We start from the raw sequence: 24192 nt of genomic DNA, 5'->3' as shown, positions 1-24192 counted from the left end.
GCGCGTGCCATCGCCTTTGATACCCGTGGCGCCAGCGCGCCTGGTGCTGCTCACGCCCGACAAACAAAATGCGGCCATGCAGGTGCTGCAAGATTTGCCTTTGAATGATTTGCACCCTGACTACCCGGCCTTCATGCTGGCCAATCATTTGCTGGGCTCCGGGGGTGATTCCAGACTCTGGAACCGCATCCGTGAAAAGGAAGGTTTGTCTTACAGCGTTTACAGCACCGTGCAATGGAATTCGATCGAGCCCAATTCACAGTGGGGGGCCTCGGCCATTTTTGCGCCGCAAAATCGGGGCAAGGTGGAGTCGGCCTTCCGCGAAGAAGTGGCCAAGGTGCTGGCCCAGGGGTTTATGCAAGCCGAGTTTGAGTCAGGCAAACGGGGGCTCTTGAATTTCAGACAATTGTCGCGAGCGCAAGATGCGCGCTTGGCCGGTGCCTGGGTCAGCAACCTGTACCTGGACCGAACATTCGAGGTGTCGGCCAAAGTAGATGCGGCTTTGGAGGCTTTGACCCTGGATCAGGTCAATCAGGCCTTGAGGCGTTATCTCAAGCCGGATCAATTTGTGTTTGGGCTGGCGGGTGATTTCAAGGACAAGGTTCAGTGAAGGCTTGAATCCAAGCGTAAAGTCAATAAAAAAGCCGGCGCATGAACGCCGGCTTTTTGCAGAATCAACCGAAGGTCAATTCAAATTCAGATCGCGAAATCTTCGAGTTTCTTGCCCGATGCCACAGCGGCTTGAACCCACTTGGGTTGCAGGCCACGGCCGGTCCAGGTTTCGCCGGTGGCGGTGTTGCGGTACTTGGGGGCGACTTTGCGGCCGGCGCTGGCCGATGGGGCCTTGCCTGTGCCACCAGCTTTGCCGGCACCCAGGTCTGCCAGGGTCAGGCCGTGTTCAGCCATCAGGGATTTGACTTGGGAGATCACGCCAGCACGTTCAGCGCGGCGAGCATCATGCAATTGTTTGTCGAGTTCGGCCGATTGCTTTTCGAGGGCGGCCTTTTTTGCCAGAAGATCTTGGTAGTTGCTCATGAAGAGTCCTTGTGGCCCGATGTCAGGGGCGTTGAATAGTTATTGAGGGAATCAGAGCCGAGCGCTAAACTCCACGGCCGAATTCTAAACACAAATATATTCAGTTTGCAAATCAGCCCAGAATATTTCTATAAATGGCTGTCTGGAATTCAGGGTGAATTGCTGGCGGCTCGGGACACGGCCTGTCCCAGTTGAATCACCGCCAAGGCGTAATAGCTGGACTGGTTGTAACGCGTGACCGCGTAAAAATTGTCAGTTCCTGCCACATAAGTGGGTGCCGCCTCGCCATTTTGGAGTTTCACCAAAGCGAGCAAACCCGTGTGGGTTTGAGCCACATCGGGCAGGACCGCGCCCAGGCTTTGCATCTGGGCCACGCTGAAGCTGGGCACGATGTCCGGGGCCAGCAATTGGGCCAGTGCATCGGCGTCGGTGGGCGGTGATATTTCATAGTATGTGGGCATGTCTTTTCGCCAGCCATGCTCAGCCAGGTATTTGGCCACGCTGCCAATGGCATCCACCGGGCTGCGAAGCAGGTCAATGCGGCCATCGCCATCAAAATCAATGGCAAAGTTTCGAACCGAGCTGGGCATGAATTGCGGTAAACCCAAGGCCCCCGCGTAGGAGCCCAACACCGTGGTCGGGTCCATGTTTTGTTCCTCGCACAGCTTCAGGAAATGGCCTAATTCTTTTTGAAAAAAAGCACTGCGGTCGCTGCGGCCTTTTGGGAAATCCAAACCCAGGGTGGCCAAGGCATCCAGCACGCGGTGGTTACCAGTGTTGCGGCCGTAGATCGATTCCACACCAATGACCCCGGCAATGATGCTGGCGGGCACGCCCCAGCGCGCTTCGGCACGTCGAAGGTCCAGTTCGTAGGTGCGCCAGAAGCTCACCCCCGCCTTGAGGCGGATCGGTTCAACGAAGCGGCTGCGGTAGACCGCCCAGTTCTTGGCGGTGCCACTGGGCGCGGGCATGATCAACTTGGTGATGCTTTCCTTGAAGCGGGCTTGGGACAGCATTGAGAATACCCAGCTTGGGTCCAGCTGAAAGTCTTGCGCCAGGCGATCGGCCAGCAGGCGCGCATCGTCTCTTTGGGCATAGTTGCCAGGTTCGGGGGCGGGCACCTCGGTCTGAACCAGCATGGGCGCTGCAACGGCCTGCCCATCGGACGCCTCTGCCGATGCCAGGCCCGTGTCAGACGAAGAGGCCGTGATGACGGCTTGAGGCGCTGGCGTGGGGGTGCTGGCACACCCGCTCAAGCCCATGACCACGGCGCACGGCACGGTGAGGCGGAGTCGCAAAAACAGGTCTGGCAAGGTCGTCATGGGCGCGCGTGATGTTTGGTGGCGCCCCGATTTGGGCACCTCGGACCTCAGTGTGCCCGATGCCGCCCTTTGGCCCGCAGGGTGCGCCACTGGCGGGCCCCTTCTTCGATGGACCTGATCAGCGGCTTGGCTTGGGCCAACTGCTGGCGTGGTTTGATGGCTTGGCCTGCGGCATCCAGGTTCGGGCCATAGCGCAGGGCATCCAGCGCTTGCAGGGCGGACACCATCTGGCTGACCAGGTGCGCCTGGCGTTCGTCGGCAGCGGGCGCCAGGTTTTGCAAGGCCCGGGCCCAGTTCAGCGCCGAGGCCGGGGCCAGGCCGTCGGAGGGGGGAATGCCCGCCTTGACCAGGGCGCGGTGGACGCGACCCATGGGGCCCAACCAGGGTGATTGGTGGAGGCGTTCGCGGGTCAGCCACAGCCAGCCCACGCCGGCCAGGGCAATGCCCGACAAGGCGATGGTCAAGGCCCGGGCAACGTCCGTCCAGTCATTGGCGTCCCAACCCAGCTTGCCCAGCAGTTGTTGTTGGCGGCCTCGGGAGTATTGCAAGACCCAGACGTTCCAGCGGTAGTTGGTGGCTTCCCAGAATGCTTTGCCTTGGCGCCAGATGGGCGAGTCAAACTGGGGCAGGGTGCCGGCCAGCCCGCTGCGAGGTGCGGCCAAGGGGCGGCTGCGGTCAATCCGCTCGGGCGCGACTGCGGCGGTGGGATCGGCGCGAACCCAGCCTTCGCCGGCTTGCCAATACTCGGCCCAGGCGTGGGCGTGGCTGTTCCTGACGACGTACAGGCCATTGACGGCGTTGAGCTCGGCGCCCTGGTAGCCGCTCACCACGCGGCTGGGCACGCCCATGGCCCTCATCACCACCACAAACGACGAGGCAAAGTGCTCGCAAAAACCGGCGCGCCGGTCCAGCCAGAATCGATCGACTTGGTGCTGCGCCTGGTCTGGCGAGGTCGCTTCATCGCCGGGCGCCAGGGTGTAGCTGTAGTTCTCTCGGCGGATGTGGGCCAGCACGGCCTGCACCACTTGACGTGGCTTGGCTTGAGCCAAGGCAGGATCGCGTCGGAAAGCCTGGGCCCAGGCGATGGTGCGGGGGTTGAAGCCACGTGGGAGTTGCACCCAGGTGGCCAGTTCTTGTGGGGTGTGGCTCACGCCGTGTCGGAATTGGGTCCAGGCTTGCGCTTCAAGTTGAACGCGCTCATGGAGGGCGTTGCCCATGGTCCAGGCCAGACCTTGGCGCTCCAACCTCAACGCAGCCTGTTGTGGCGGTGTCTGAACTTTCAGCGTGGCTTCCAGCAAGGGCAAGATCCTGGCGTGGGTGGCCTCCATCGTGAGTTGGTAGCGGATGGTGGGGCCGCGGGTTTCGACGGGCTCCTGCGTTGTACCTTCGATGTCGTCGCGGGGCGCGCGGCGGGTTCGCCAGGTTTGGCCATCAAAGTCGTCCAGCACCGGCCCTCGGAAATACATCTCCGAGGGGGCGGGCGGGGGGCCTTCAAAACGCAGGTGCATGGCAATGCTGTCGTCCAGGGCCAGTTCGGCCACGTTGCCCAGCGTCAAACTGTCGGACAAGCCCGTGCGAGCTTGTGCATCCGAAGGCAGTGCCCACAGCGGGCCAATGCGGGGGAACAGCAAAAAGAGCACCAGCATCAAGGGCGCACCCCAGACCAGCGTGCGCCCAGCCTCGCGGGCCACGGTCAGCAAGGGCGGGCGGCCCAAGGGCCGCTGTGCCAGCACCAGCGAGGTCATCAACCCCCAAACGGCCACCGCCATCAAGGCAGCCAGCAAGATGCTTTGCGAGTACAGAAACTGCGTCAGGATCAGGAAAAATCCCAGCGAGGTCACGACGAAGGCATCGCGGCGGGCGCGCAGTTCCAGCGTCTTCAGGCCGGTCAGCACCACCACCAGGGTCACGCCCGCTTCGCGGCCAAACAGCGCTCGGTGGGTCAACAAGGTCAAGCCGACGCAGCCCGCCAGAGCCAGCAGCAATACCCAGCGCGGTGGCAGGCGGCTGTCGCGCCAGGCCATGTGCGCTCGCCACAGCATGGCCAGGGTGGCGCCCACGGCGCACCACAGCGGCAAGCGGGCGGCGTGGGGGGCCATGATCACGGCCAGCATGGCCAGCAGCCACAGTGTGTCGCGGCCTTCGCGGCTGATGGCCAGTTGAGGGCGCTTCATCGCCGAACCTTTCGGGCCGGTGGTTCGACAAGGCCCCACAAGGCCAATGCATCCAGGCAGGCCCTGAGGTGGGCGCTGCCCTGGCCGCAGTCAATGGCCTGACCTGGCAATTTCAGCCCATAGGCCATGCCCGCGTGTTGGTCGGCCAGGATGACCCAACTGGTCAGGCGGCTCACGCGTGCTTCCGCATCCAGCCCTTGCAGGCCATGGCTGTGGTCCCAGTCCAGCCAAAGATCAGGCGTGCGGCCGGCCGCCGGTTCACGGCTGACCAGGCCTGTGCCCGAGGCCAGGGCGTGGCTTGATTTTTTCCAGGCAATCCAGCGCAGTGGGTCACCTCGTCGGTAGGCCCTCAAACCTTCCGGCATCTCGGTCGAGGGGCCGACGGGGCGCACTGTGCGCGCATCAGGCACCTCGCTGGCGCTGTCGGGCAAAGGCGGCGCAAAGAGATCCAGCGCTGGCCAGACCAGCACGCGGCCTTGTGGGCGCCAGTAGCCCCAGGCCCGGAACAAACCCATTGGATATCGGCTTTGCAGCGTCAACCGTGGCAGGTCCAGCCAGCCACGCAATGCGGCGGGCACGTCCATCTCCACCGTCGTTTCACTGGCGGGCGCCACTTCGCACTCCACCTTGGCCTCGTCGTGCGAAGCGATGCCGGCAGCGATCGGGCGGGTCACTTTCAACTCCAGGCCAAAACGCCCACGGCGCGTGCCGGTGTGGGCCAGGACCACGCCCATCCGCAGTACATCGCCCGCGTGCAGGCTGCGCAATGGCAGCAGGCGCATGCTCAGGCCACGCACATTGGCGTGGGTGATGTGCATCGTCATCAAGGCGGCGCCGCTGACCATGAAGGTCAGCGCATAGCCCAGGTTGATCTGCTCGTTGATGGAGGCCAGCAGCATCACCATGATCACCACGGCAAAGCCCCAGCCAGCCGGCGTGGGCAGAATGTACAGGTTGCGCTGGGTGAAGGTGACCTGCTCGCGCGGTTGCAAGCGCGACTCCCACCACTGGCGCCACCAAACCTGCGGCCGCCGCACCAGCCACTTGAAGGGACCCAACAGACGACCGGGACGCCAACCGGTCCTCATGGCACTTGGGTGGCCTCCAGCAGCGCGCGGGCCTGGGCGGTGGCGCTGCGGCCTGATTGCGGCAAAGACACCAGCCGGTGCGCCACGGTGGGCACCCACAGCGTCTGGATGTCTTCGGGCGACACATGGCCGCGCCCCAGGAACAAGGCGCGAGCCCTGGCCAGTTTGAGCAAAGACAGGCCCGCGCGAGGGCTGAGGCCCTGCGCAAACCAGCGGCCATCGCGCGTAGCGGTCAGCAAGGCTTGCAGGTAGTCCAGCAAGGCATCGGCGACGTGGATGGTGTTGACCTTGGCTTGCCAAGCGGCCCATTCGCTGGGCGACAGCAAAGGCTGCAGGTGTTGAATGGCCTGACGGCGGTCTTCGCCCATCAGCAGCGCGCGTTCTGCCGCCGGGTCGGGGTAGCCCAATGAAAGGCGCATGGCAAACCGGTCCAACTGAGATTCAGGCAGCGGGTGCGTGCCCAGTTGTTCGGAAGGGTTCTGCGTGGCGATGACGAAAAACGGCGAGGGCAGGGGGCGTGTTTCGCCTTCCACCGACACCTGGCGTTCTTCCATCGCTTCCAGCAAGGCACTCTGGGTGCGGGGGCCGGCGCGGTTGATTTCATCGGCCAGCAACACCTGTGCAAAAACAGGCCCAGGGTGAAAGACGAATTCTTCGCGCTGGCGTTCATACACGCTCACCCCGATCAGGTCGGAGGGCAGCAAATCTGCCGTGAACTGGATGCGCGAAAAACTCAGGCCCAAGCAACGTGCCAGGGCTTGCGACAAGGTGGTCTTGCCCACGCCTGGTATGTCTTCGATCAGCAGGTGACCGCCGGCCAGCAGGCAGATCACGCTGAGGGTGACCTGGTCTCGCTTGCCCACGATGATCGTGCTAATCTGATCAACGAGCTGTGTGATCTGCGAGGTCTTCAAGGCGGCGGCGCTTGACGCTGCAGCAGGGAGCGGTTCGGTGCGAAGAAGCATGGCATTACCTTAACCCAAACCGGCGGGCCACACCGCACGGGACTGACCCATGTCGACCGGTTATTTCACCCATCCAGATTGCCTGGCCCACGACATGGGCCCCGGCCACCCCGAGTGCCCCCAGCGCCTGCTCGCCATCGCCGACCACCTGCGTGCCCAAGGCCTGGATGCCTTGATGTCGCAGCACGAAGCGCCGCTGGCCAAGGTGTCCGATCTGAGCTTGGCCCACGAGAGCAACTACGTGGCGACGCTGGATGATTTCCTGCACCAGCTGGAGTCCACCGGTGACACCCGGGCGCTCGATCCCGACACCATGGCGAGCCCGGGCACCCGCTCGGCCGCATGGCGAGCGGCCGGTGCCGCCGTGGCCGCCACCGACGCTGTCATCGATGGTCAGCTGGACAATGCCTTTTGCGCGGTGCGCCCGCCCGGCCACCACGCCACGCGCCGACAAACCATGGGTTTTTGCCTGTTCAACAACGTGGCTGTCGCAGCCCGGCACGCGCTGGATGTGCGGGGCCTCAAGCGCGTGGCGATCGTGGATTTCGACGTGCACCACGGCAACGGCACCCAAGACATCCTGGCCAACGATGACCGAGTTTTGATGGTCAGCTTTTACCAACACCCCTTCTACCCTTACAGTGGCGAGGACTGTCACGCCGCCAACATGGTCAACGTGCCCGTGCCGGCCCGAAGTAACGGCAAGGTGATCCGCGAAATCGTGGAAACCTACTGGATGCACCGCCTGGAGTTTTTCAAGCCCGAGATGATCTTCATTTCCGCCGGCTTTGACGCTCACCGCGAGGATGACCTGGGCGGTCTGGGTTTGGTCGAAGCCGACTACGCCTGGATCACCCGAAAAATCATGGACGTGGCCAAACGCTTTGCCAAGGGCAGGATCGTGTCCTGCCTGGAAGGCGGCTACAACCTGGACGCCTTGGGCCGCAGTGTCGCGGCTCATTTGCGCGTGTTGATCGACGAGTAAGCTTCACCCCCATGCCGACAACGCCCTCTCTGCACACCGCCCAGCCCTTGACGGCCGAAGAACTCACCAAACTCTGGACCCAACTGCAGCAGCCCACGGCTCTGGCCGAACTGGGCCTCTTGCTCGCTTGCCTGGGCGGTGCCTGGCTGATGGTGCGCCTGACGCGTGGCCGGCAGGCCGATCCCAAGTCCATCTGGTTTGGCCAGCATGTGGTGGACGGGGTGCTGTTTCCCATCCTCGCGCTCATCCTCGCGCTGGGCGCGCGACGCTTTCTGGCGGGTGTCGAAATCCCCTTGGCCGTGTTCCGCGTGGCCATCCCGGTGCTGGTGTCCCTGGCCGTCATCCGGTTGACCGTCAAGGTGCTCGGCGTGGTGTTTCCAAATGCCCCCGCCATGCGCGTCATCGAACGCACGGTGTCCTGGATGGCCTGGGCAGGTAGCGTGCTGTGGATCATGGGCGTGATGCCTTTGATCCTGGACGAGCTGGACGACATCAGCTGGAAGATCGGCTCCAGCCAGGTCAGCCTGCGCAACCTGATCGAAGGGGCGTTCAGCGCGGTGCTGGTGCTGATCCTGTCGTTGTCGCTGTCTTCGGCGATTGAAAACCGCCTGCTCAAAGGCGCCACCGACAACATGTCGCTGCGCAAGATCATGGCCAACCTGTCCAGGGCCTTGCTGCTGACCGTGGGCTTGATGATGGCCTTGTCGGCCGTGGGCATCGACCTGACCGCGCTGTCGGTGCTGGGCGGCGCCATTGGCGTGGGCGTGGGCTTTGGCCTGCAAAAACTGGCCGCCAACTACGTCAGCGGTTTCGTCATTCTGGCCGAACGCAGCCTGCGCATTGGCGATCTGGTCAAGGTGGACAACTTCGAAGGCCGCATCACCGACATCAACACCCGCTACACCGTGCTGCGCTCGTCGGCCGGGCGCGAAGCCATCGTCCCCAATGAAATGCTGATCACCCAGCGGGTTGAAAACGCCTCACTGGCCGACAACAAGTTGCTGCTCATGACCGAGGTGCAAGTCGCCTATGGCACCGACCTGGATTGGCTGCGCCCCTTGCTGGCCGAGGCCGTGGCCAAAGTCCCCCGCATCCTGCCCAGTCCTGCGCCGGCGGTTCACTTGACGGCCTTTGCCTCCGATGGCTTGGGCCTGACCGTGGCCTTCTGGATCGCCGACCCTGAAAATGGCCAACTGGCAGCGCGCTCCGAGGTCAATCTGGCCATTTTGGCCACGCTGAATCAACTGAAAGTCGATATTCCCTATCCTCAAAGGGTGGTTCATCACCGTCCACCGCTTGAGGTATCCTCCGCCGAACATGACATTACCCACGACGCAACCTGACCCAGCCTCGACCCGTGCGGTCGATTTGCCCCTGGACGACACGGAAGACTCTCCCAGCACGCGCCGGCGCCGCAAGGGCATTTTCATCTTGCCCAACCTGTTCACGCTGGCGGCGTTGTTTGGCGGCTTTTACGCCATCGTGATGGCCATGAATGGGCAGTTCGAGCAGTCGGCCATTGGCGTGTTCTGCGCCATGGTGTTGGACAGCCTGGATGGCCGGGTGGCGCGCATGACCAACACGCAGAGCGCGTTTGGCGAGCAGATGGACAGCCTGTCGGACATGGTCTCGTTTGGTGCCGCTCCGGCGCTCATCGTCTACGAATGGGCGCTGAAAGGCCTGGGCAAATGGGGCTGGATTGCCGCCTTTGTATATTGCTCCTGCGCTGCTCTTCGATTGGCGCGGTTCAACGCCAACATCGGCGTGGTCGACAAGCGTTTCTTCCAGGGCCTGCCCAGTCCCGCCGCCGCCGCGCTGGTCATGGGCCTGATCTGGGTCGTGACCGACCTGGGTGAATCGGCCCGCACACAACCCTGGTTGGTGTGGTTGGCCTTTGGCTTGACCTTGTATTCCGGCCTGACCATGGTCACCAACGTCCCGTTTTACAGCTTCAAGGACATCAGCTTCAAGCGCACGGTGCCTTTCATCGTGATCGTGGCCATCGCCCTGGGCATCGCGGTGATCAACATCCACCCGGCGGGCGTGTTGTTCTCGATCTTCGTGATCTACGGCGTGTCGGGTTACGGTGTTTATGTCTGGAAGCGCATGAAGGGCAAACCGGTGAGCGTGATCTCCACCTCGACCGATGAGCCCGATGAAGAAGGCCTACACCGCTGATAGCTTTTTTGGGGCTTTTGCCCGGTACGGCGCCCTGAGCCTCGTGCTATATTTATCTTCATGACGACCTTCAACGCCAACCTGCTACTACTTCTAGGAGTGCCCCGGGCGCGTTGATCGCTTTCGTTTGTACCAACGTACACATCCGAACTTTCGCAAAACGGCCCGCCAGCATTGCCCGCGGGCCGTTTTGTTTGGTAGCAGTCATTTCAAGTGTCGCCAAACCCAACATCCCAAGTGGCCGAGGTTTGGCCAGACCCTTTGACTCGTCCCACGGAGACCACCATGACCGACAAACTCATCATTTTCGACACCACCTTGCGCGATGGCGAGCAATCGCCCGGTGCCTCCATGACCCGCGAAGAAAAGCTGCGCATCGCCCGCCAGCTGGAACGCCTCAAGGTGGACGTGATCGAGGCTGGTTTTGCCGCCTCATCCAATGGTGACTTTGAAGCAGTGAAGGCGATTGCCGCCGCGATCAAGGATTGCACCGTGTGCTCGCTGGCCCGTGCCAACGATCGCGACATCGCCCGTGCCGCCGAAGCCTTGAAGGGCGCCAATTCCTGGCGCATCCACACCTTCATCGCCACCAGCGCACTGCACATGGAGAAGAAGCTGCGCATGTCGCCCGAGCAGGTGCTCGAGCAGGCCAAGCTGTCGGTGCGTTTTGCCCGCAACCTCACCAACGATGTTGAGTTCTCGGCCGAAGACGGCTACCGCTCGGACATGGACTACCTCAGTCGCGTGATCGAGGCCGTCATCAACGAGGGGGCCACCACCATCAACATCCCCGACACGGTGGGTTACGGCATCCCCGATCTGTACGGCAATTTCCTCAAAACCTTGCGCGAGCGCGTGCCCAACTCCGACAAGGCGATCTGGTCGGTGCATTGCCACAACGACCTGGGAATGGCCGTGGCCAACTCGCTCGCCGGCGTCCAGATTGGTGGCGCTCGCCAGGTGGAATGCACCATCAACGGCCTGGGCGAACGGGCCGGCAATGCCGCGCTCGAAGAAATAGTCATGGCCGTGCGCACCCGCCGCGATTACTTCAATCTTGACGTGGGCATCGACACCACGCAAATCATGCCGGCCTCGCGGCTGGTGTCCCAAACCACCGGTTTTGTGGTGCAGCCCAACAAGGCCGTGGTCGGCGCCAATGCGTTCGCGCACGCCTCGGGCATCCACCAGGATGGCGTGCTGAAAGCGCGTGACACCTATGAAATCATGCGCGCGGAAGATGTGGGCTGGGCCGCCAACAAAATCGTGCTGGGCAAGCTGTCGGGCCGCAATGCCTTCAAGCAACGCCTGACCGAACTCGGCATCACCATCGAGTCCGAGGCCGACATCAACGCCGCCTTCGCCAAGTTCAAGGAACTGGCCGACCGCAAAAGCGAAATCTTCGACGAGGACATCATCGCCCTGGTCGGCGACGAAAGCCTGACCGCCGAACAGGACCACTACCGACTGGTGGCGCTGTCCCAGCACTCGGAAATGGGCGAGCGCCCGCACGCCAGCGTTGTGTTCGCAGGCGGTGATGTTGAGCACCAATCCGAAAGCGATGGCAATGGCCCGGTGGACGCCAGTCTCAAGGCAATTGAGGCTGTCGTGAAAAGTGGCGCAGAAATGGTCCTCTACTCGGTCAATGCGATTACCTCCGGAAGCACAGAATCACAAGGAGAGGTGACCGTTCGTTTGCAACACGGTGGGCGCGTGGTCAATGGGGTCGGAGCCGATCCGGACATCGTGGTGGCATCCGCCAAAGCCTACCTGTCAGCCTTGAACAAGCTGCACAGCAAGGCCGAAAGGGTGGCCGCCCAGGGGTAAACCCTTTATTCTGATGGCCTGAATGGCGAGGTCACTTTACAAAAGGCGCGTAAGTCATTGATCCGGCGCGCCTTTTTAATTACACTTCGCACTGTGACGAAAGGGCTGTGATGGTCGTGCTCGAGAAGTTCAAAAAAAGTTGTTTGACGTTGTTGGTGATGCTGTCGGTGGCCTGCCTGGCCTTGAGCACGCCAGGCTTGGCAGAGGCCAAAGCCAAAACCAAGGCGAAAACACGCACGGCCGCTGCCCAGAAGTCCACGAGCACGGTGCAAAGCACCAAGGTCAAGGCCTCCGTGGTGCGCAAGTCACGCGCAGTTCGTGCCCGTGGCCCCGCCAGAATTTCGCTTGAAGAACCGCCCATGCCTTTGGCGGCCTCCCTGTCCAGATCAGCGGGTGGCGCTGTCATCAAGACCACGGCCGCCGCTGCAGCGGGCATGTCTGCCGCTTCGGGCGCATCCTTTGGCCAGCTTTATGGTCTGCACCACACGCCTGATCCGCTGTACCTCAAATCCAGCGTGGCGTTCGTGATGGACCAAGACACCAATGAGGTTTTGCTGTCCAAGAATTCCGAAGCGGTGCTGCCCATTGCCTCACTGACCAAGCTGATGACCGCCATGGTGGTGGTTGAGGCCAAGTTGTCGCTCGACGAGTCCATCACCATCACTTCAGACGATGTGGACACCGAAAAGAACAGCAGCTCACGCTTGGCCGTGGGTGCCACACTGACCCGGGGCGAATTGTTGCACCTGGCCTTGATGTCTTCTGAAAACCGCGCAGCGCATGCCTTGGGCCGCATCTACCCGGGGGGCATGCAGGCCTTTGTGGTGGCGATGAACCGCAAGGCGCAGCTCTTGAGCATGGCCGACACCAAGTACGTTGAGCCGACCGGGCTGAGCAGCCAGAACCAATCCAGCGCGCGCGACCTGGCCACGCTGGTCAAGGCCGCTTACCAGCAGCCTTTGATCCGCGAGCTGTCCACCTCGCGCGAGTACGCTGTCCACCTGGGGGCGCGCCAGCTTCAGTTTCACACCACCAACAGCCTGGTGCGCAACCCCAACTGGGACATCGGTCTGCAAAAGACCGGTTACATCGTTGAAGCAGGCCGCTGCCTGGTCTTGCAGGCCCGCATGGCAGGTCGCAAGCTGATCATGGTTTTTCTGGATTCCACGGGCAAGTACTCGCGCCAGGCAGACGCCGAACGTGTTCGCCGCTGGATTGAAACCGCACCTCAGACGCCGCGTGGCTCGGCCGATCTGGTGGCCATTCCCAAGGTCACTTCCTGATGGATCACCTGCTGGCTTGATCCGCAAGACATGACAAAGGCCCCTCGGGGCCTTTGTCATGTCTTGCGGAGGTTCAGTTGCTCAGCGCCCCGACCAGCCCATCGATGTGGAAATCCGACCAGCAGCACCCTTCAGTGCCTCGCGCCATTCGGCGCTCAAACGCAGGCTGGAGGTGTTCAAGGCCAGGCTGGCCACGATCTGGCCATTGTCATCAATGACGGGCGCTGCAGCCTGTTGCTGTGGGGCCTCCACCGAATCACCGTCCACCGCCAGACCATTTGCCCGAACATTTTGCAGTTCGGTGTGCAGTGTGTCAGCGCGGATGCCGTTGGCTTGGGCCAGGGTGTGCAACTGCGCGGCCGTCCACTGGCTGATCAACACCTTGCCTGATGCACTGGCGACCAGCGGCGTGCGGGCGCCCAGCACCCGGTTGACCTGGATGCCATTGCGTTCACTGCTGGTGCGTTCCACGCAAACCGAGTCGTCGTCCTGCCGGATGTGCAAAGCAACGGTCTGACCGGTCAGGCGGTGCAGTTCCTGCATGGGGCGCATTGCCAGGGCGCGCACATCCAGTCGCGATTTGACCAGGTTGCCCAGCTGCAACAAGCGCAGGCCCAGCCGGTAGGTGCCGGGACCGGATCGTTCGACAAAACCGCCAACGGCCAGATCGTTGAGGATGCGGTGGGCAGTAGATGGGTGCAAGCCCGTGCGTTCGCTCACGATTTTCAGCGAAACGGAGTCTCCTTCGTGGGCCAGGGTGTCTAAAAGACTGAACATTCTGGCCATGACCTGGATCGAAGTGGAGGGCGAAGTGGGTTCACTCATCGGGTTTTCCTTTGTGGCAAACCATTTTGAAAGGTGGGATCCCTCGTCATTCGGCGAAATAATCAGTGGCTTGAGGCCCATATAGGGTCACATCAGCCCACTTTCCGGGATTTGATAACGTCTTATGAAAAATATCTTCCGTGAAGTCTTGGTTCGGGCGGGTTGGGCCGGCGGATTGGCATCTGGGCTCCTGCTACTGGCCGCCGCCCCTACCTTGAATGCTGCGGTGCCATCCCTCGCGGCCGAGTACAGCGATGCAGCTGCAGCGTCTGGCGCGGCATCGGCTGCATCAAGCCGCCGATGGATGACCATGCCTCGTGTTTTTGGGCACCTCACGGCCAAAGACCTGGGTGTCGTCATCAACACTGACGATCCTTATTCCGTTCAGATCGGCGAGTACTACGCCAAGGCCCGCGCCATTCCTGCCAGCCGGGTGCTCCGGGTCAGCCTGCCCATGAAGTCCACCTTGGCGCCCGACGAGTTCGAAGCCTTCAAAAAGCAGGTTGATGATTTTTTTGGCCCCAAGGTGCAGGCCCTGGCCTTGACCTGGCGGCTTCCTTACGGGGTGAATTGCAACTCCATCACGGGGGCGCTGGCCATGGGCTACGACGCCAAGCTGTGCACCAACACTTGTGCTGCGCCGACGAAATCGTCCACCTATTTCGGCTCCAGTTCGACCAAGCCCTACACCGATCACCGCATGCGTTTGAGCATGTTGTTGGCGGCCAAGGATGCCGATTCAGCCAAGGCCTTGATCGATCGGGGCGTGCGCTCTGATGGCACCTTGGGGTTGCGTGGTGCACCCGCGGTGAATGCCCATTTTGTCACCACCTCGGACAACGTTCGCAGCGTGCGCCAACAGCTGTTTCCGCCGGCGGGCAGCAACCCACCATTCGGCGTGGATGTCCACCTGGACCAAACCGACGCCTTGAAAAATGCCGACCGGGTCATGCTGTACCAAACGGGGCGTGCGCAGGTTGATTTTCTGGACACCAATGAGTTCGTGCCGGGGGCCTTGGGGGATCACTTGACGTCGTTCGGCGGCATCCTGGACAAACCGCACGGGCAGATGACCGTGCTGTCCTGGATTGACGCTGGCGTCACGGCCAGCTACGGCACCACCAGCGAGCCTTGCGCCCACCTGCAGAAGTTTCCACATCCGCAGGCTTTAATCGGATTTTACTTGCAAGGGGCCACTGCCCTGGAGGCCTACTGGAAAAGCGTGGCCTGGCCCCAGCAAGGCCTGTTCGTGGGCGAGCCCCTGGCGTCACCGTTCGGCCGCTGAAAACCACCCCCAGCGCACCTGGGTGGCGATCCACCACTTGCGCAGCGGTGTCAGCATGATGCGTTCGTGCAGCACGCGCTCGCCTTGTGCGGCAATCTCGTCAATCAAGGCGATCTGCAATGCCGCCAACACGGCCAGCGGCCGCAGCGCTTGTCGTTCGGCGCGTGGCAGTTGGGCGATGGCCTTCCACGACGCCGTCAAGTTTTGCCGGGCCTGTGCATGCAAATAGGTCAACAGGGCGGGCCAATGTGCTGGCGCTTGACCTGGTGAAGGACGCAGAAGTTCATGGGCTTTAACGTCATGCTGCTGCAGGATGCTGACCGGGGTGTGCAGCCAGCCCAGCCGAGCATCCTGCCCTAACCGGCTCAGGTGATGGGCTTGCCGAAGTCCCAAGCCCAGTTCTCGGGCGGCCGACAGTGCTGCGGGAGACCGGGCCCCAAGCAGGTGGGCTGCCGCTTCGCAGGCGGCACCGGTGCTGGCCAGGGCGTGCTTCTTCTGGCTGACTTCGTCCAGCCAGCGCGTCTGTTGCAGCAGGGCTTGCATGCCATCGACCTGCGCCAACCACAGGTCCTTGGGCGGCCATTGTCCCGGGGCAGGCGCGGACTTTGCTAATGGCTTGGTCAGCGGATGAGCAGGTTTGCCGTCAAAGCTGTTGAGCACCTCTTGGTGCCACCACGCCAGTTTTGTCTGGGCCACACCCGGGTCATTCACGGTCAAGGGGATGGCGCTGACCTCATGCCACCAATGAACCCAGACTTGCAGTGCCGGGCGCAGTGCCATGGGGGCGGATTGCATTGCATAGTAGAGACTGCTGCCCGGCCTGATCAGGGGCGGGGGGGCATTTGGCGTTTGGGGCATGGGTGGGGTGTGGACAAAGACGCCACATTGTCTCAATTGTCGCGGCGCATTCAGAAAAAATCACATTACTGACCCGCTGGTCAGTTACGATCATGCCCTTAGATGAAAGTCAGCGGATTAACACCATGACAGGGATGAACCATGTGCCGCTGCCATGGCCCTCCATCAATTGAGCGAACTCATGAGCATGCCCCCTCGCACCCGGCTTTTCGCGTTTGTCCTGGCGACCCCCTTGTTGCTGGCCACCGTGGGTTGCGGCAAAACGCCCCCGGCCCCTGAGCCGATCCGGGCTGTGCGCACGTTGGTATTGAGTGAAACCGGTGGCGTGGTCGACCGGGAATTCTCGGCCGAAATCCGCGCGCGCATTGAATCTCGCTTGAGCTTCAGGGTGCCCGGCAAGGTGTTGCGCCGCCAGGTCGAGTTGGGTCAGGCCATCAAGCCGGGCCAGATGCTGGCGCAGCTCGATCCCCAGGATCTGAGCCTGACCCAGGAGTCGGCCCGTGCCGGCCTGGCCGCGGCCGAGGCCAATGCCGCGCAGGCGGCGGCTGACTTCAAGCGCTTCAGTGAGCTCAAGGGCCAGGGCTTCATCAGCGTGGCCGAGCTGGACCGCCACAGCACCACCTTGAAGTCAGCCGAGGCCAGCTTGCGCCAAGCGCGCGCCCAAGCCGGCGTGCAGGGCAACCAGGCCACTTACGCCACCTTGACGGCGAACGCCTCCGGCGTCATCACCGCCGTGGACGCCGAGCCCGGACAAGTGGTGAACGCCGGCACGCCCGTGCTGACCTTGGCCCAGGATGGCCCGCGCGATGCGCTGTTCTCGGTGCCGGAAGACATGGCGCCCACCATGCGCGCCTTGCTGAACAAGCCCGGTGCCATCAAGGTGCGCCGTTGGGGCACGCAAGAATGGTTGCCCGCCAAGATCCGCGAAGTCTCGGCCGCCACCGACAGCGTGACCCGCACTTTCCTGGTCAAAGCCGACGTGGGGCAGGGCGCCTACGAGTTAGGTCAAACCGCGACCGTGGCCCTGAGCACCCCTGTGCGCTATGCCGCCGGTTTGCGGGTGCCATTGCAAGCCCTGGTCGAGTTGAATGGCCGGTCGGCGGTGTGGGTGCTCGATGGCACCAGCATGACCGTCAAGGCCCAGCCGGTGATCACGGCAGATGTCACCGGCAACATCGTGATCGTGGCCAATGGGCTCAAGGCTGGGCAGGAGATCGTGACGGCCGGGGTGCACGTGCTCAAGCCGGGTCAGAAGGTCAAGCGCTATCAAACCGCCTTGGATTTGGCGGCCGCTGGCGCGCCACCGGCGGCCAGCCAGTCTGCCGTTTCGCAGTGATCCCCAGGAGCCCACTGTGACCGACATCGTCAAGAAAGTGGCCGATCCTTCGGCCCGTCATTTCAACCTGTCCCGTTGGGCGCTGGAGCATCAGGCGCTCACGCGCTACCTGATGATCGTGTTGATGCTGCTGGGCCTGGCCGCCTACTTCCAGCTGGGTCAGGATGAAGACCCGCCTTTTGCCTTCCGGGTCATGGTCGTGCGGGCATATTGGCCTGGGGCCACGGCGCAAGAAGTGGCCGAACAGGTCACCGACAAAATCGAGCGCACGCTTCAGGAGGTGCCCTACGCCGACAAGATCCGCTCCTACACCAAGCCAGGTGAGTCGTTCACCCTCATGCAGGTCAAGGACTCGTCGCCGCCCAAAGAGATCCCCAACCTCTGGTACCAAGTGCGCAAGAAGGTCGGCGACATCAGGCACACCTTGCCGCCGGGTGTGGTCGGCCCGTTCTTCAATGACGAGTTCGGCGACGTGTACGGCTCCATCTACGCCTTGTCGGCCGATGGCTTCACCCCGGAAGAATTGCGTCAGTTCGCTGAAAAGGTCAGATCGCAGTTCCTGCAGGTGCCCGGCGTGGCCAAGGTCGAGCTGTTCGGCGTGCAGCCCGAGAAGATTTTCATGGAAGTACCCCAGCAAAAGCTGGCGCAGATGGGCCTGGACATGGGCCAGTTCATCCAGCAGCTCAATGCCCAGAACGGCATCGAGGGCGCGGGCGTGTACTCCGGCGCGAACGACAGCATCCAGATGCGCGTCACCGGCGCATTCACCTCCGTCAATCAACTGCGCCAAATGCCCATCCGGGCCGTCAATCCGGCCACAGGGCAAGCCCGAACCGCGCGACTCGGCGATGTCGCCACCATCCGCCGGGCCTACGATTCGCCCGCGACCACCAAGGTGCGCCACAACGGCAAGGACATCATCGCGGTCGGCATCTCGATGGCCAAGGGCGGCGACATCATCCAGTTGGGCAAGAGCCTGACAGCTGCCGCTGACAAGGTGCACGCCGACCTGCCCGTGGGCATCGAGCTCGACCAGATCCAGGACCAGCCCAAGTCGGTGTCCAACTCAGTGGGCGAGTTCGTCCACGTGCTGGTCGAGGCAGTGGCCGTGGTGCTGGCCGTCAGCTTCATCAGCCTGGGCCTGCACACCAAGCCCTTGCGCCTGGACATCTGGCCTGGCCTGGTGGTGGCCATCACCATCCCACTGGTGCTGGCCGTCACCTTTCTGATCATGTATTTCTGGAACGTGGGCTTGCACAAGATCTCGCTGGGGGCGCTGATCATTGCCCTGGGCCTGCTGGTGGATGACGCCATCATCGCGGTCGAAATGATGGTGCACAAGCTGGAGGAAGGCTACGACAAGGTGGCCGCGGCCACCGCCGCCTACGACATCACCGCCATGCCCATGTTGACCGGTACGCTGATCACCGCCGCAGGCTTCCTGCCCATCGGCCTGGCGCAATCGGCGGTGGGGGAGTACACCTTCGCCATCTTTGCCGTCACGGCCGCCGCCTTGATCGTGTCCTGGGTGGTCTCGGTTTACTTCGTGCCTTACTTGGGACAGCACCTGCTCAAGACCCGGCCCAAGTTCCAGTCTGCCAATGGCGGCCCCAAGGTCGATCTGCACGACACCCCGTTCTACCGCCGTTTGAAGGCCCTGGTGAACTGGTGCGTGGAACACCGCTGGATCACCATTGGCTTGACCATCCTGGCCCTGGTACTGGGTGTGCTCGGCATGGGCAAGGTGCAGCAACAGTTCTTCCCCGACTCCAGCCGCCCCGAGCTGTTGGTGGACCTGTGGATGCCCGAAGGCACCAGCTTTGACGCCACCGAGGCCGTGGCCAAGCGCTTCGAGGCGCGCGTCATGAAGGAAGACGGCGTCAAGTCCGTCAGCACCTGGATTGGCGCCGGCGTGCCGCGCTTCTACCTGCCCATGGACCAGATCTTCCCGCAGAGCAACGTCAGTCAGGCGATCGTGATGCCGATCGATCCACAGATGCGCGAAACCTTGCGCGCCCGCTTGCCCGAGTTGTTGGCCACCGAGTTCCCCGAGGTTCGCGCCCGCCTGCGCCTGTTGCCCAATGGCCCCCCCGTGCCATACCCGGTGCAGTTCCGCATCGTGGGAGAAGACCCCGCCCAACTGCGCCACTGGGCTGAAGAAGCCAAGACCTTGATGCGCGCCCACCCCAACATGACGGGCGTCAACGACAACTGGAACGAGTCGATCAAGGCCATCCGCCTGGTCGTGGACCAGTCCAAGGCGAGGGCCCTGGGCGTGACCACCCAGTCGATCGCGCAGGCCATCCGCGTCTCCACCTCGGGCTCGACCGTCGGCCAATACCGCGATCAGGACCGCCTCATCGACATCGTCATGCGCACGCCGTTGTCAGAGCGCGCCACCTTGAGCGCGCTGGACAACTCCTACATTCCCACCGCGTCTGGTCGCATGGTCCCCGTGCTGCAGGTCGGCAAGCCACAACTGGTGTGGGAGCCCGGCGTGATGTGGCGTGAAGGCCGCCATTTCGCCATCACGGTGCAGGGCGATGTCACCGAAGGCACGCAGGGGCCCACCGTCAGCACGGCCTTGTGGCCGCAGATGATGGCCCTGCAGCAAAAGATGCCCGCGGGCTTTCACTTCGAGCTGGCCGGCACGGCCGAAGAAAGCAGCAAGGGGCAAGGTTCGATCTTCGCCAACATGCCCGCCATGCTGTTCATCATCTTCACCCTGCTGATGTTGCAACTGCAAAGCTTCTCGCGTGCCTTGTTGGTGTTCCTGACCGGACCCATGGGCATCGCGGGTGTTGCCGCCGCATTGCTGCTTCTGAATCGGCCATTCGGCTTCGTCGCCTTGCTGGGTGTGGTGGCCCTGATGGGCATGATCATGCGCAATTCGGTCATCCTGATTGACCAGATCGAGCAAGACCGCGCCCAAGGCGTGGCCGACTGGGACGCCATCGTCGGGGCGGCCGTGCGCCGTTTCCGCCCCATCGTGCTGACCGCCGCCGCCGCCGTGCTGGCCATGATCCCCCTGACACGCAGCGTGTTCTGGGGCCCGATGGCTGTCGCCATCATGGGCGGCCTGATCGTGGCCACCGCCTTGACCTTGTTGGCCCTGCCAGCCATGTACGCGGCTTGGTTCCGGGTGCGCAGACCGGCATGAGGGTCGCCGCCGATGAAAACTGTGCTCAGGGCACGGTAGAATCGGTGGTTACGACTAAATAGCCTACTTGGCTGCATCACTGCAGTCTGGTTGTCAAAGTCGATGCGCGGGTGGCGAAATTGGTAGACGCACCAGGTTTAGGTCCTGACGCCAGCAATGGTGTGGGGGTTCGAGTCCCCCCCCGCGCACCAGGCCTTTTATCAATCACCTAATTTTGAGAGTACATAAAATGGCTGTCACCGTGGAGACCCTCGACAAGCTGGAACGACGCATCACGCTGTCGCTGCCAGCCGACGTGCTCAGGACCGAAGTCGACGCCCGCTTGAAGAAGCTGGCCCGCACCGTCAAGGTTGACGGCTTCCGTCCTGGCAAAGTGCCCATGACCGTGGTCGCTCAGCGCTACGGCTATTCCGTGCAGTACGAAGTCGTCAACGACCAAGTCGGCCAAGCCTTCTCCAAGGCCGCTGCCGAAGCGCAACTGCGCGTCGCTGGCCAGCCCCGCATTGCTGAAAAAGAAGGCTCTGCCGCTGAAGAAGGCAAGTTGCTGTTCGACGCCACCTTCGAGGTCTATCCCCAAGTCGTCATCGGCGATCTGGCGACTGCCGAAGTCGAGCGCGTTACCGCTGAAGTCAACGACGCCGCCATCGACCGCACCGTCGAGATCCTGCGCAAGCAACGCCGCACATTCGAGCAACGCCCTCAAACCGAGGCGGCGGTCGACGGTGACCGCGTCTCCATCGATTTCGAAGGCAAGATCGACGGCGTGCCCTTTGACGGCGGCAAGGCCGAGGGCTACCAGTTCCTGCTGGGCGAAGGCCAGATGCTCGAAGCTTTCGAGAAGGCCGTTCGCGGCATGAAGACGGGCGAGTCCAAGACTTTCCCCCTGAAGTTCCCTGACGACTACCACGGCAAAGACGTGGCTGGCAAGGAAGCCGACTTCATGGTGACCCTGAAGAAACTGGAAGCGCAAAACCTGCCTGAAGTGAACGAAGAGTTCGTCGCCAGCCTGGGTCTTCCCGAGTCCACCATCGAAGCGCTGCGCGCCGACATCAAGAAGAACCTTGAGCGTGAAGTGAAGTTCCGCGTGGCTGGCCGCAACAAGGCTGCCACCATGGATGCGCTGCTCAAGATTGCCGAGTTCGACGTGCCCAACTCCTTGGTTGCTGCCGAAACCGATCGCTTGGTGGAGGGCGCCCGCGCCGACCTCAAGTCGCGTGGTGTCAAGGATGCCGAGAAGGCCCCGATCCCCGTCGAAATGTTCCAGCCTCAGGCCGAGCGCCGCGTGCGCCTGGGCCTGATCGTGGGCGAGTTGGTGCGCAACAACAACTTGCACGCCAAGCCCGAGCAATTGCAAGAGCACATTGCCGAGCTGTCGCAAAGCTACGAGCAGCCCCAGCAAGTGGTGGCCTGGTACATGAGCGATCGTCAGCGCATGGCCGAAGTCGAAGCCGTGGTGATCGAGGCCAATGTGGTTGACTTCATCCTCACGAAGGCCAAAGTCACCGACAAGGGCCTGGGCTTTGAGGAATTGATGGGTCAGCAAGGCTGATTTTTGCGCCAACCCGTTGGGGTTTCGACCCCGACATGGGCACCTGCCAATCCCCAGTGGAGGCAGGTGCCTTTTATTTTGTGGGAACGTCCCCATGTGCGTCCTAGCAACGGAAAGACGTCAAGGACACTCTCCTGCTTTTTCCGGCGTTCTAGCGGGCCTTCCGAGGCGCCATAATCAAATCACGCATTGAATTTTCCACAAGGAAGCACATGAGCGCTCTGGACACACAAAATCTGGGCTTGGTGCCCATGGTCATCGAGACATCAGGCCGCGGCGAACGCGCCTACGACATCTACAGCCGTTTGCTGCGCGAGCGGGTGGTTTTCCTGGTGGGGCCGGTCAACGATCAATCGGCCAACCTGGTCGTGGCGCAGTTGCTGTTCCTTGAAAGCGAAAACCCCGACAAGGACATCTCGCTGTACATCAACTCGCCGGGCGGCAGCGTGAGTGCGGGCATGTCGATTTTCGACACCATGCAGTTCATCAAGCCTGACGTGTCCACGCTGTGCATGGGCATGGCCGCCAGCATGGGCGCTTTCCTGCTGGCCGCAGGCGCCAAGGAAAAGCGTTTTGCCCTGCCCAACTCCAAGATCATGATCCACCAGCCCTTGGGTGGCACGCAAGGTCAGGCCACGGACATCGAAATCCACGCCCGCGAAATCCTTAAAACCCGCGAGCAACTCAACCGCCTCCTGGCCGAGCGCACCGGTCAGACCTTGGAAAAAATCCAGCTGGACACCGAGCGCGACTACTACATGTCCGCTTCGGAGTCTGCCGCCTACGGTTTGATCGACAAAGTGCTGGAAAAGCGCCAAGCCTCAGCTTCCTGACGCTTGGGCAGGCTGGATCCGAGGTAAAGCCCCAGCAAAGGCTTCTTCTTCGACCGGCCGCCTCTTTAGGCGTTTGACTTATCATCATCACCAACATTTGCTGACTCACTGACAGGCCTGCCCCATGTCCGAAAAAAAAGGCTCTTCCAGCGAAAAGATCCTGTACTGCTCCTTCTGCGGTAAGAGCCAGCACGAGGTCAAGAAGCTCATCGCCGGCCCGTCGGTCTTCATTTGCGACGAGTGCATCGACCTGTGCAACGACATCATCCGTGATGAGGTCGCCGCCGAGTCCGAGCACACCACTCGTCCCGCCAAGAGCGACTTGCCCACCCCGGGCGAGATCAAGGCCCAGCTTGACCAGTATGTGATCGGGCAGGACACTGCCAAGCGCACGCTGTCGGTGGCGGTGTACAACCATTACAAGCGCTTGCGCCACATGGGCACGGGCGATGGCAAGAAGCCCGACATCGAGCTGTCCAAGAGCAACATCCTGCTGATCGGCCCCACGGGCTCCGGCAAGACCTTGCTGGCCCAGACGCTGGCCCGCTTGCTCAACGTGCCTTTTGTGATCGCTGACGCCACCACGCTGACCGAAGCCGGCTACGTGGGCGAAGACGTCGAAAACATCATTCAGAAGCTGCTGCAAAACTGCAATTACGAAGTGGACAAGGCCCAGCGCGGCATCGTCTACATCGACGAAATCGACAAGATTTCGCGCAAGTCCGACAACCCCTCCATCACCCGTGATGTGTCTGGTGAGGGCGTGCAGCAGGCTTTGCTCAAGCTGATCGAAGGCACCATGGCTTCGGTGCCCCCGCAAGGCGGCCGCAAGCACCCCAACCAAGATTTCCTGCAGATCGACACGACCAACATCCTGTTCATCTGTGGTGGCGCCTTCGACGGCCTGGAAAAAATCATCCAGAACCGCTCGGTCAAGTCCGGCATCGGATTTGGCGCCTCGGTCAAGAGCAAGGAAGACCGCAAGCTGTCCGAGGTGTTCCGAGAAGTGGAGCCCGAAGACCTGATCAAGTTCGGCATCATCCCCGAACTGATCGGCCGCATGCCCGTGGTTGCCACGTTGGGCGAGTTGACGGAAGACGCCTTGGTGCGCATCTTGACCGAACCCAAGAACGCGCTGATCAAGCAGTATCAACAGCTGCTGGGCATGGACGGTGTCGAGCTGGAAATCCGCCCAGCCGCTTTGGTCGCCATTGCCCGCAAGGCTTTGAACCGCAAGACCGGCGCCCGTGGTTTGAGGTCCATCCTGGAGCAATCCTTGTTGGACACGATGTTTGAATTGCCAACCCAGGAAGGAGTGCAAAAGGTGGTGCTGGATCAACCCACCATTGATGAAAACGCCAAGCCCCTGTTGGTGTACCGGGAACAGGTCAAGGCCAGCGCTTGATTCTGAACATCCTGCTCTGATGGGTGTCGCTCACCCGACGCCCTTGTGTTTTGGTTTTGGAGCCCAATCTCGGACTCTGACAAA

Annotated in this window: 19 protein-coding genes and 1 tRNA gene; 13 read left to right on the top strand and 7 right to left on the bottom strand. The window is 62.1% G+C overall.

Annotated elements, in window-relative coordinates:
* On the top strand, positions 1-610 hold a 610-nt coding region (locus H7225_RS11285), incomplete at its 5' end, for an insulinase family protein (protein WP_290661856.1).
* 86 nt (positions 611-696) lie between these two features.
* On the opposite strand, the gene H7225_RS11280 is transcribed toward H7225_RS11285, so the two are convergent.
* The 5 genes from H7225_RS11280 to H7225_RS11260 all read right to left on the bottom strand — a co-directional run bounded on the left by H7225_RS11280 (position 697) and on the right by H7225_RS11260 (position 6584).
* Positions 697-1035 (bottom strand): H-NS histone family protein, encoded by a 339-nt coding sequence (locus tag H7225_RS11280; RefSeq protein ID WP_290661854.1) that lies wholly within the window; start codon positions 1033-1035, stop codon positions 697-699.
* Between the two features lie 149 nt (positions 1036-1184).
* Entirely contained in the window at positions 1185-2357 is a 1173-nt protein-coding gene (gene mltB / locus H7225_RS11275) for a lytic murein transglycosylase B (protein WP_290661853.1), read from the bottom strand.
* Between the two features lie 47 nt (positions 2358-2404).
* A complete protein-coding gene (locus H7225_RS11270) occupies positions 2405-4531 on the bottom strand; it encodes a transglutaminaseTgpA domain-containing protein (RefSeq protein ID WP_290661852.1) in 2127 nt (708 codons plus the stop codon).
* The gene (locus H7225_RS11265; RefSeq protein WP_290661851.1) at positions 4528-5619 is read right to left on the bottom strand and encodes a DUF58 domain-containing protein; all 1092 of its coding nucleotides are present in this window, start codon (positions 5617-5619) and stop codon (positions 4528-4530) included. Before H7225_RS11265 ends, H7225_RS11270 begins: the two co-directional genes overlap by 4 nt.
* Positions 5616-6584: a MoxR family ATPase gene (locus H7225_RS11260; RefSeq protein WP_290661850.1), complete on the bottom strand. Its 969-nt coding sequence runs from the start codon at positions 6582-6584 to the stop codon at positions 5616-5618. Before H7225_RS11260 ends, H7225_RS11265 begins: the two co-directional genes overlap by 4 nt.
* A gap of 49 nt (positions 6585-6633) precedes the next feature.
* Here H7225_RS11260 and H7225_RS11255 point away from each other — a divergent pair, with 49 nt between their 5' ends.
* From H7225_RS11255 to pbpG, 5 genes are all read left to right on the top strand, one after another.
* Positions 6634-7569, top strand: a complete 936-nt coding sequence (locus H7225_RS11255; RefSeq protein WP_290661848.1) for a histone deacetylase family protein — start codon at positions 6634-6636, stop codon at positions 7567-7569.
* An 11-nt stretch (positions 7570-7580) separates the two neighbouring features.
* Positions 7581-8912 carry a mechanosensitive ion channel domain-containing protein gene (locus tag H7225_RS11250; RefSeq protein ID WP_290661846.1) on the top strand — a complete coding sequence of 444 codons (1332 nt, stop codon included), beginning with the start codon at positions 7581-7583 and terminating at the stop codon, positions 8910-8912.
* Positions 8887-9747: a CDP-diacylglycerol--serine O-phosphatidyltransferase gene (gene pssA, locus H7225_RS11245; protein ID WP_290661844.1), complete on the top strand. Its 861-nt coding sequence runs from the start codon at positions 8887-8889 to the stop codon at positions 9745-9747. The genes H7225_RS11250 and pssA overlap by 26 nt, the downstream gene beginning before the upstream one ends.
* Before the next feature lie 285 nt (positions 9748-10032).
* Positions 10033-11574 carry a 2-isopropylmalate synthase gene (locus H7225_RS11240; RefSeq protein WP_290661843.1) on the top strand — a complete coding sequence of 514 codons (1542 nt, stop codon included), beginning with the start codon at positions 10033-10035 and terminating at the stop codon, positions 11572-11574.
* A 158-nt stretch (positions 11575-11732) separates the two neighbouring features.
* Positions 11733-12857 carry a D-alanyl-D-alanine endopeptidase gene (gene pbpG, locus H7225_RS11235; protein WP_290661857.1) on the top strand — a complete coding sequence of 375 codons (1125 nt, stop codon included), beginning with the start codon at positions 11733-11735 and terminating at the stop codon, positions 12855-12857.
* Between the two features lie 81 nt (positions 12858-12938).
* Here the strand turns inward: pbpG and H7225_RS11230 are convergent, their stop codons facing one another.
* On the bottom strand, positions 12939-13682 hold the full coding sequence (locus H7225_RS11230) for an IclR family transcriptional regulator (protein ID WP_290661841.1): 744 nt from the start codon (positions 13680-13682) through the stop codon (positions 12939-12941).
* Positions 13683-13986: 304 nt separating this feature from the next.
* Between H7225_RS11230 and H7225_RS11225 the strand changes: the two genes are divergently transcribed.
* Complete coding sequence (locus tag H7225_RS11225) at positions 13987-14967, top strand: TIGR03790 family protein (RefSeq protein ID WP_290661839.1); 981 nt, start codon at positions 13987-13989, stop codon at positions 14965-14967.
* On the opposite strand, the gene H7225_RS11220 is transcribed toward H7225_RS11225, so the two are convergent.
* Positions 14950-15825 carry a squalene/phytoene synthase family protein gene (locus tag H7225_RS11220; protein ID WP_290661837.1) on the bottom strand — a complete coding sequence of 292 codons (876 nt, stop codon included), beginning with the start codon at positions 15823-15825 and terminating at the stop codon, positions 14950-14952. The two genes, H7225_RS11225 and H7225_RS11220, sit on opposite strands and share 18 nt — an antisense overlap.
* A gap of 181 nt (positions 15826-16006) precedes the next feature.
* On the opposite strand from H7225_RS11220, the gene H7225_RS11215 reads away from it, so the two are divergent.
* The 6 genes from H7225_RS11215 to clpX all read left to right on the top strand — a co-directional run bounded on the left by H7225_RS11215 (position 16007) and on the right by clpX (position 24108).
* Positions 16007-17161: an efflux RND transporter periplasmic adaptor subunit gene (locus tag H7225_RS11215; protein ID WP_290661835.1), complete on the top strand. Its 1155-nt coding sequence runs from the start codon at positions 16007-16009 to the stop codon at positions 17159-17161.
* A gap of 16 nt (positions 17162-17177) precedes the next feature.
* Complete coding sequence (locus H7225_RS11210; RefSeq protein WP_290661833.1) at positions 17178-20321, top strand: efflux RND transporter permease subunit; 3144 nt, start codon at positions 17178-17180, stop codon at positions 20319-20321.
* Between the two features lie 104 nt (positions 20322-20425).
* Positions 20426-20512 (top strand) — tRNA-Leu (locus H7225_RS11205).
* A 38-nt stretch (positions 20513-20550) separates the two neighbouring features.
* The gene (gene tig / locus H7225_RS11200; protein WP_290661831.1) at positions 20551-21870 is read left to right on the top strand and encodes a trigger factor; all 1320 of its coding nucleotides are present in this window, start codon (positions 20551-20553) and stop codon (positions 21868-21870) included.
* A gap of 212 nt (positions 21871-22082) precedes the next feature.
* Positions 22083-22703 (top strand): ATP-dependent Clp endopeptidase proteolytic subunit ClpP, encoded by a 621-nt coding sequence (gene clpP / locus H7225_RS11195; RefSeq protein WP_290661829.1) that lies wholly within the window; start codon positions 22083-22085, stop codon positions 22701-22703.
* A gap of 124 nt (positions 22704-22827) precedes the next feature.
* On the top strand, positions 22828-24108 hold the full coding sequence (gene clpX, locus H7225_RS11190; RefSeq protein WP_290661827.1) for an ATP-dependent Clp protease ATP-binding subunit ClpX: 1281 nt from the start codon (positions 22828-22830) through the stop codon (positions 24106-24108).
* Positions 24109-24192: the final 84 nt, after the last annotated feature.

The organism is Aquabacterium sp., assembly GCF_014378415.1.
GTDB lineage: Bacteria > Pseudomonadota > Gammaproteobacteria > Burkholderiales > Burkholderiaceae_C > Aquabacterium.
Note: the sequence above shows the minus strand (reverse complement) of the source record. Positions and strands in the feature narration are given on the sequence as shown.

Coding starts and splice junctions, on each gene's coding strand:
- tig (WP_290661831.1), top strand. CDS start 20,551: ATGGCTGTCACCGTGGAGACCCTCGACAAGCTGGAACGACGCATCACG.
- H7225_RS11265 (WP_290661851.1), bottom strand. CDS start 5,619: ATGAGGACCGGTTGGCGTCCCGGTCGTCTGTTGGGTCCCTTCAAGTGG.
- H7225_RS11260 (WP_290661850.1), bottom strand. CDS start 6,584: ATGCTTCTTCGCACCGAACCGCTCCCTGCTGCAGCGTCAAGCGCCGCC.
- H7225_RS11215 (WP_290661835.1), top strand. CDS start 16,007: ATGAGCATGCCCCCTCGCACCCGGCTTTTCGCGTTTGTCCTGGCGACC.
- pssA (WP_290661844.1), top strand. CDS start 8,887: ATGACATTACCCACGACGCAACCTGACCCAGCCTCGACCCGTGCGGTC.
- H7225_RS11280 (WP_290661854.1), bottom strand. CDS start 1,035: ATGAGCAACTACCAAGATCTTCTGGCAAAAAAGGCCGCCCTCGAAAAG.
- H7225_RS11225 (WP_290661839.1), top strand. CDS start 13,987: ATGACCATGCCTCGTGTTTTTGGGCACCTCACGGCCAAAGACCTGGGT.
- mltB (WP_290661853.1), bottom strand. CDS start 2,357: ATGACGACCTTGCCAGACCTGTTTTTGCGACTCCGCCTCACCGTGCCG.
- H7225_RS11230 (WP_290661841.1), bottom strand. CDS start 13,682: ATGAGTGAACCCACTTCGCCCTCCACTTCGATCCAGGTCATGGCCAGA.
- pbpG (WP_290661857.1), top strand. CDS start 11,733: ATGCTGTCGGTGGCCTGCCTGGCCTTGAGCACGCCAGGCTTGGCAGAG.
- H7225_RS11250 (WP_290661846.1), top strand. CDS start 7,581: ATGCCGACAACGCCCTCTCTGCACACCGCCCAGCCCTTGACGGCCGAA.
- H7225_RS11255 (WP_290661848.1), top strand. CDS start 6,634: ATGTCGACCGGTTATTTCACCCATCCAGATTGCCTGGCCCACGACATG.
- clpP (WP_290661829.1), top strand. CDS start 22,083: ATGAGCGCTCTGGACACACAAAATCTGGGCTTGGTGCCCATGGTCATC.
- H7225_RS11240 (WP_290661843.1), top strand. CDS start 10,033: ATGACCGACAAACTCATCATTTTCGACACCACCTTGCGCGATGGCGAG.
- clpX (WP_290661827.1), top strand. CDS start 22,828: ATGTCCGAAAAAAAAGGCTCTTCCAGCGAAAAGATCCTGTACTGCTCC.
- H7225_RS11270 (WP_290661852.1), bottom strand. CDS start 4,531: ATGAAGCGCCCTCAACTGGCCATCAGCCGCGAAGGCCGCGACACACTG.
- H7225_RS11220 (WP_290661837.1), bottom strand. CDS start 15,825: ATGCCCCAAACGCCAAATGCCCCCCCGCCCCTGATCAGGCCGGGCAGC.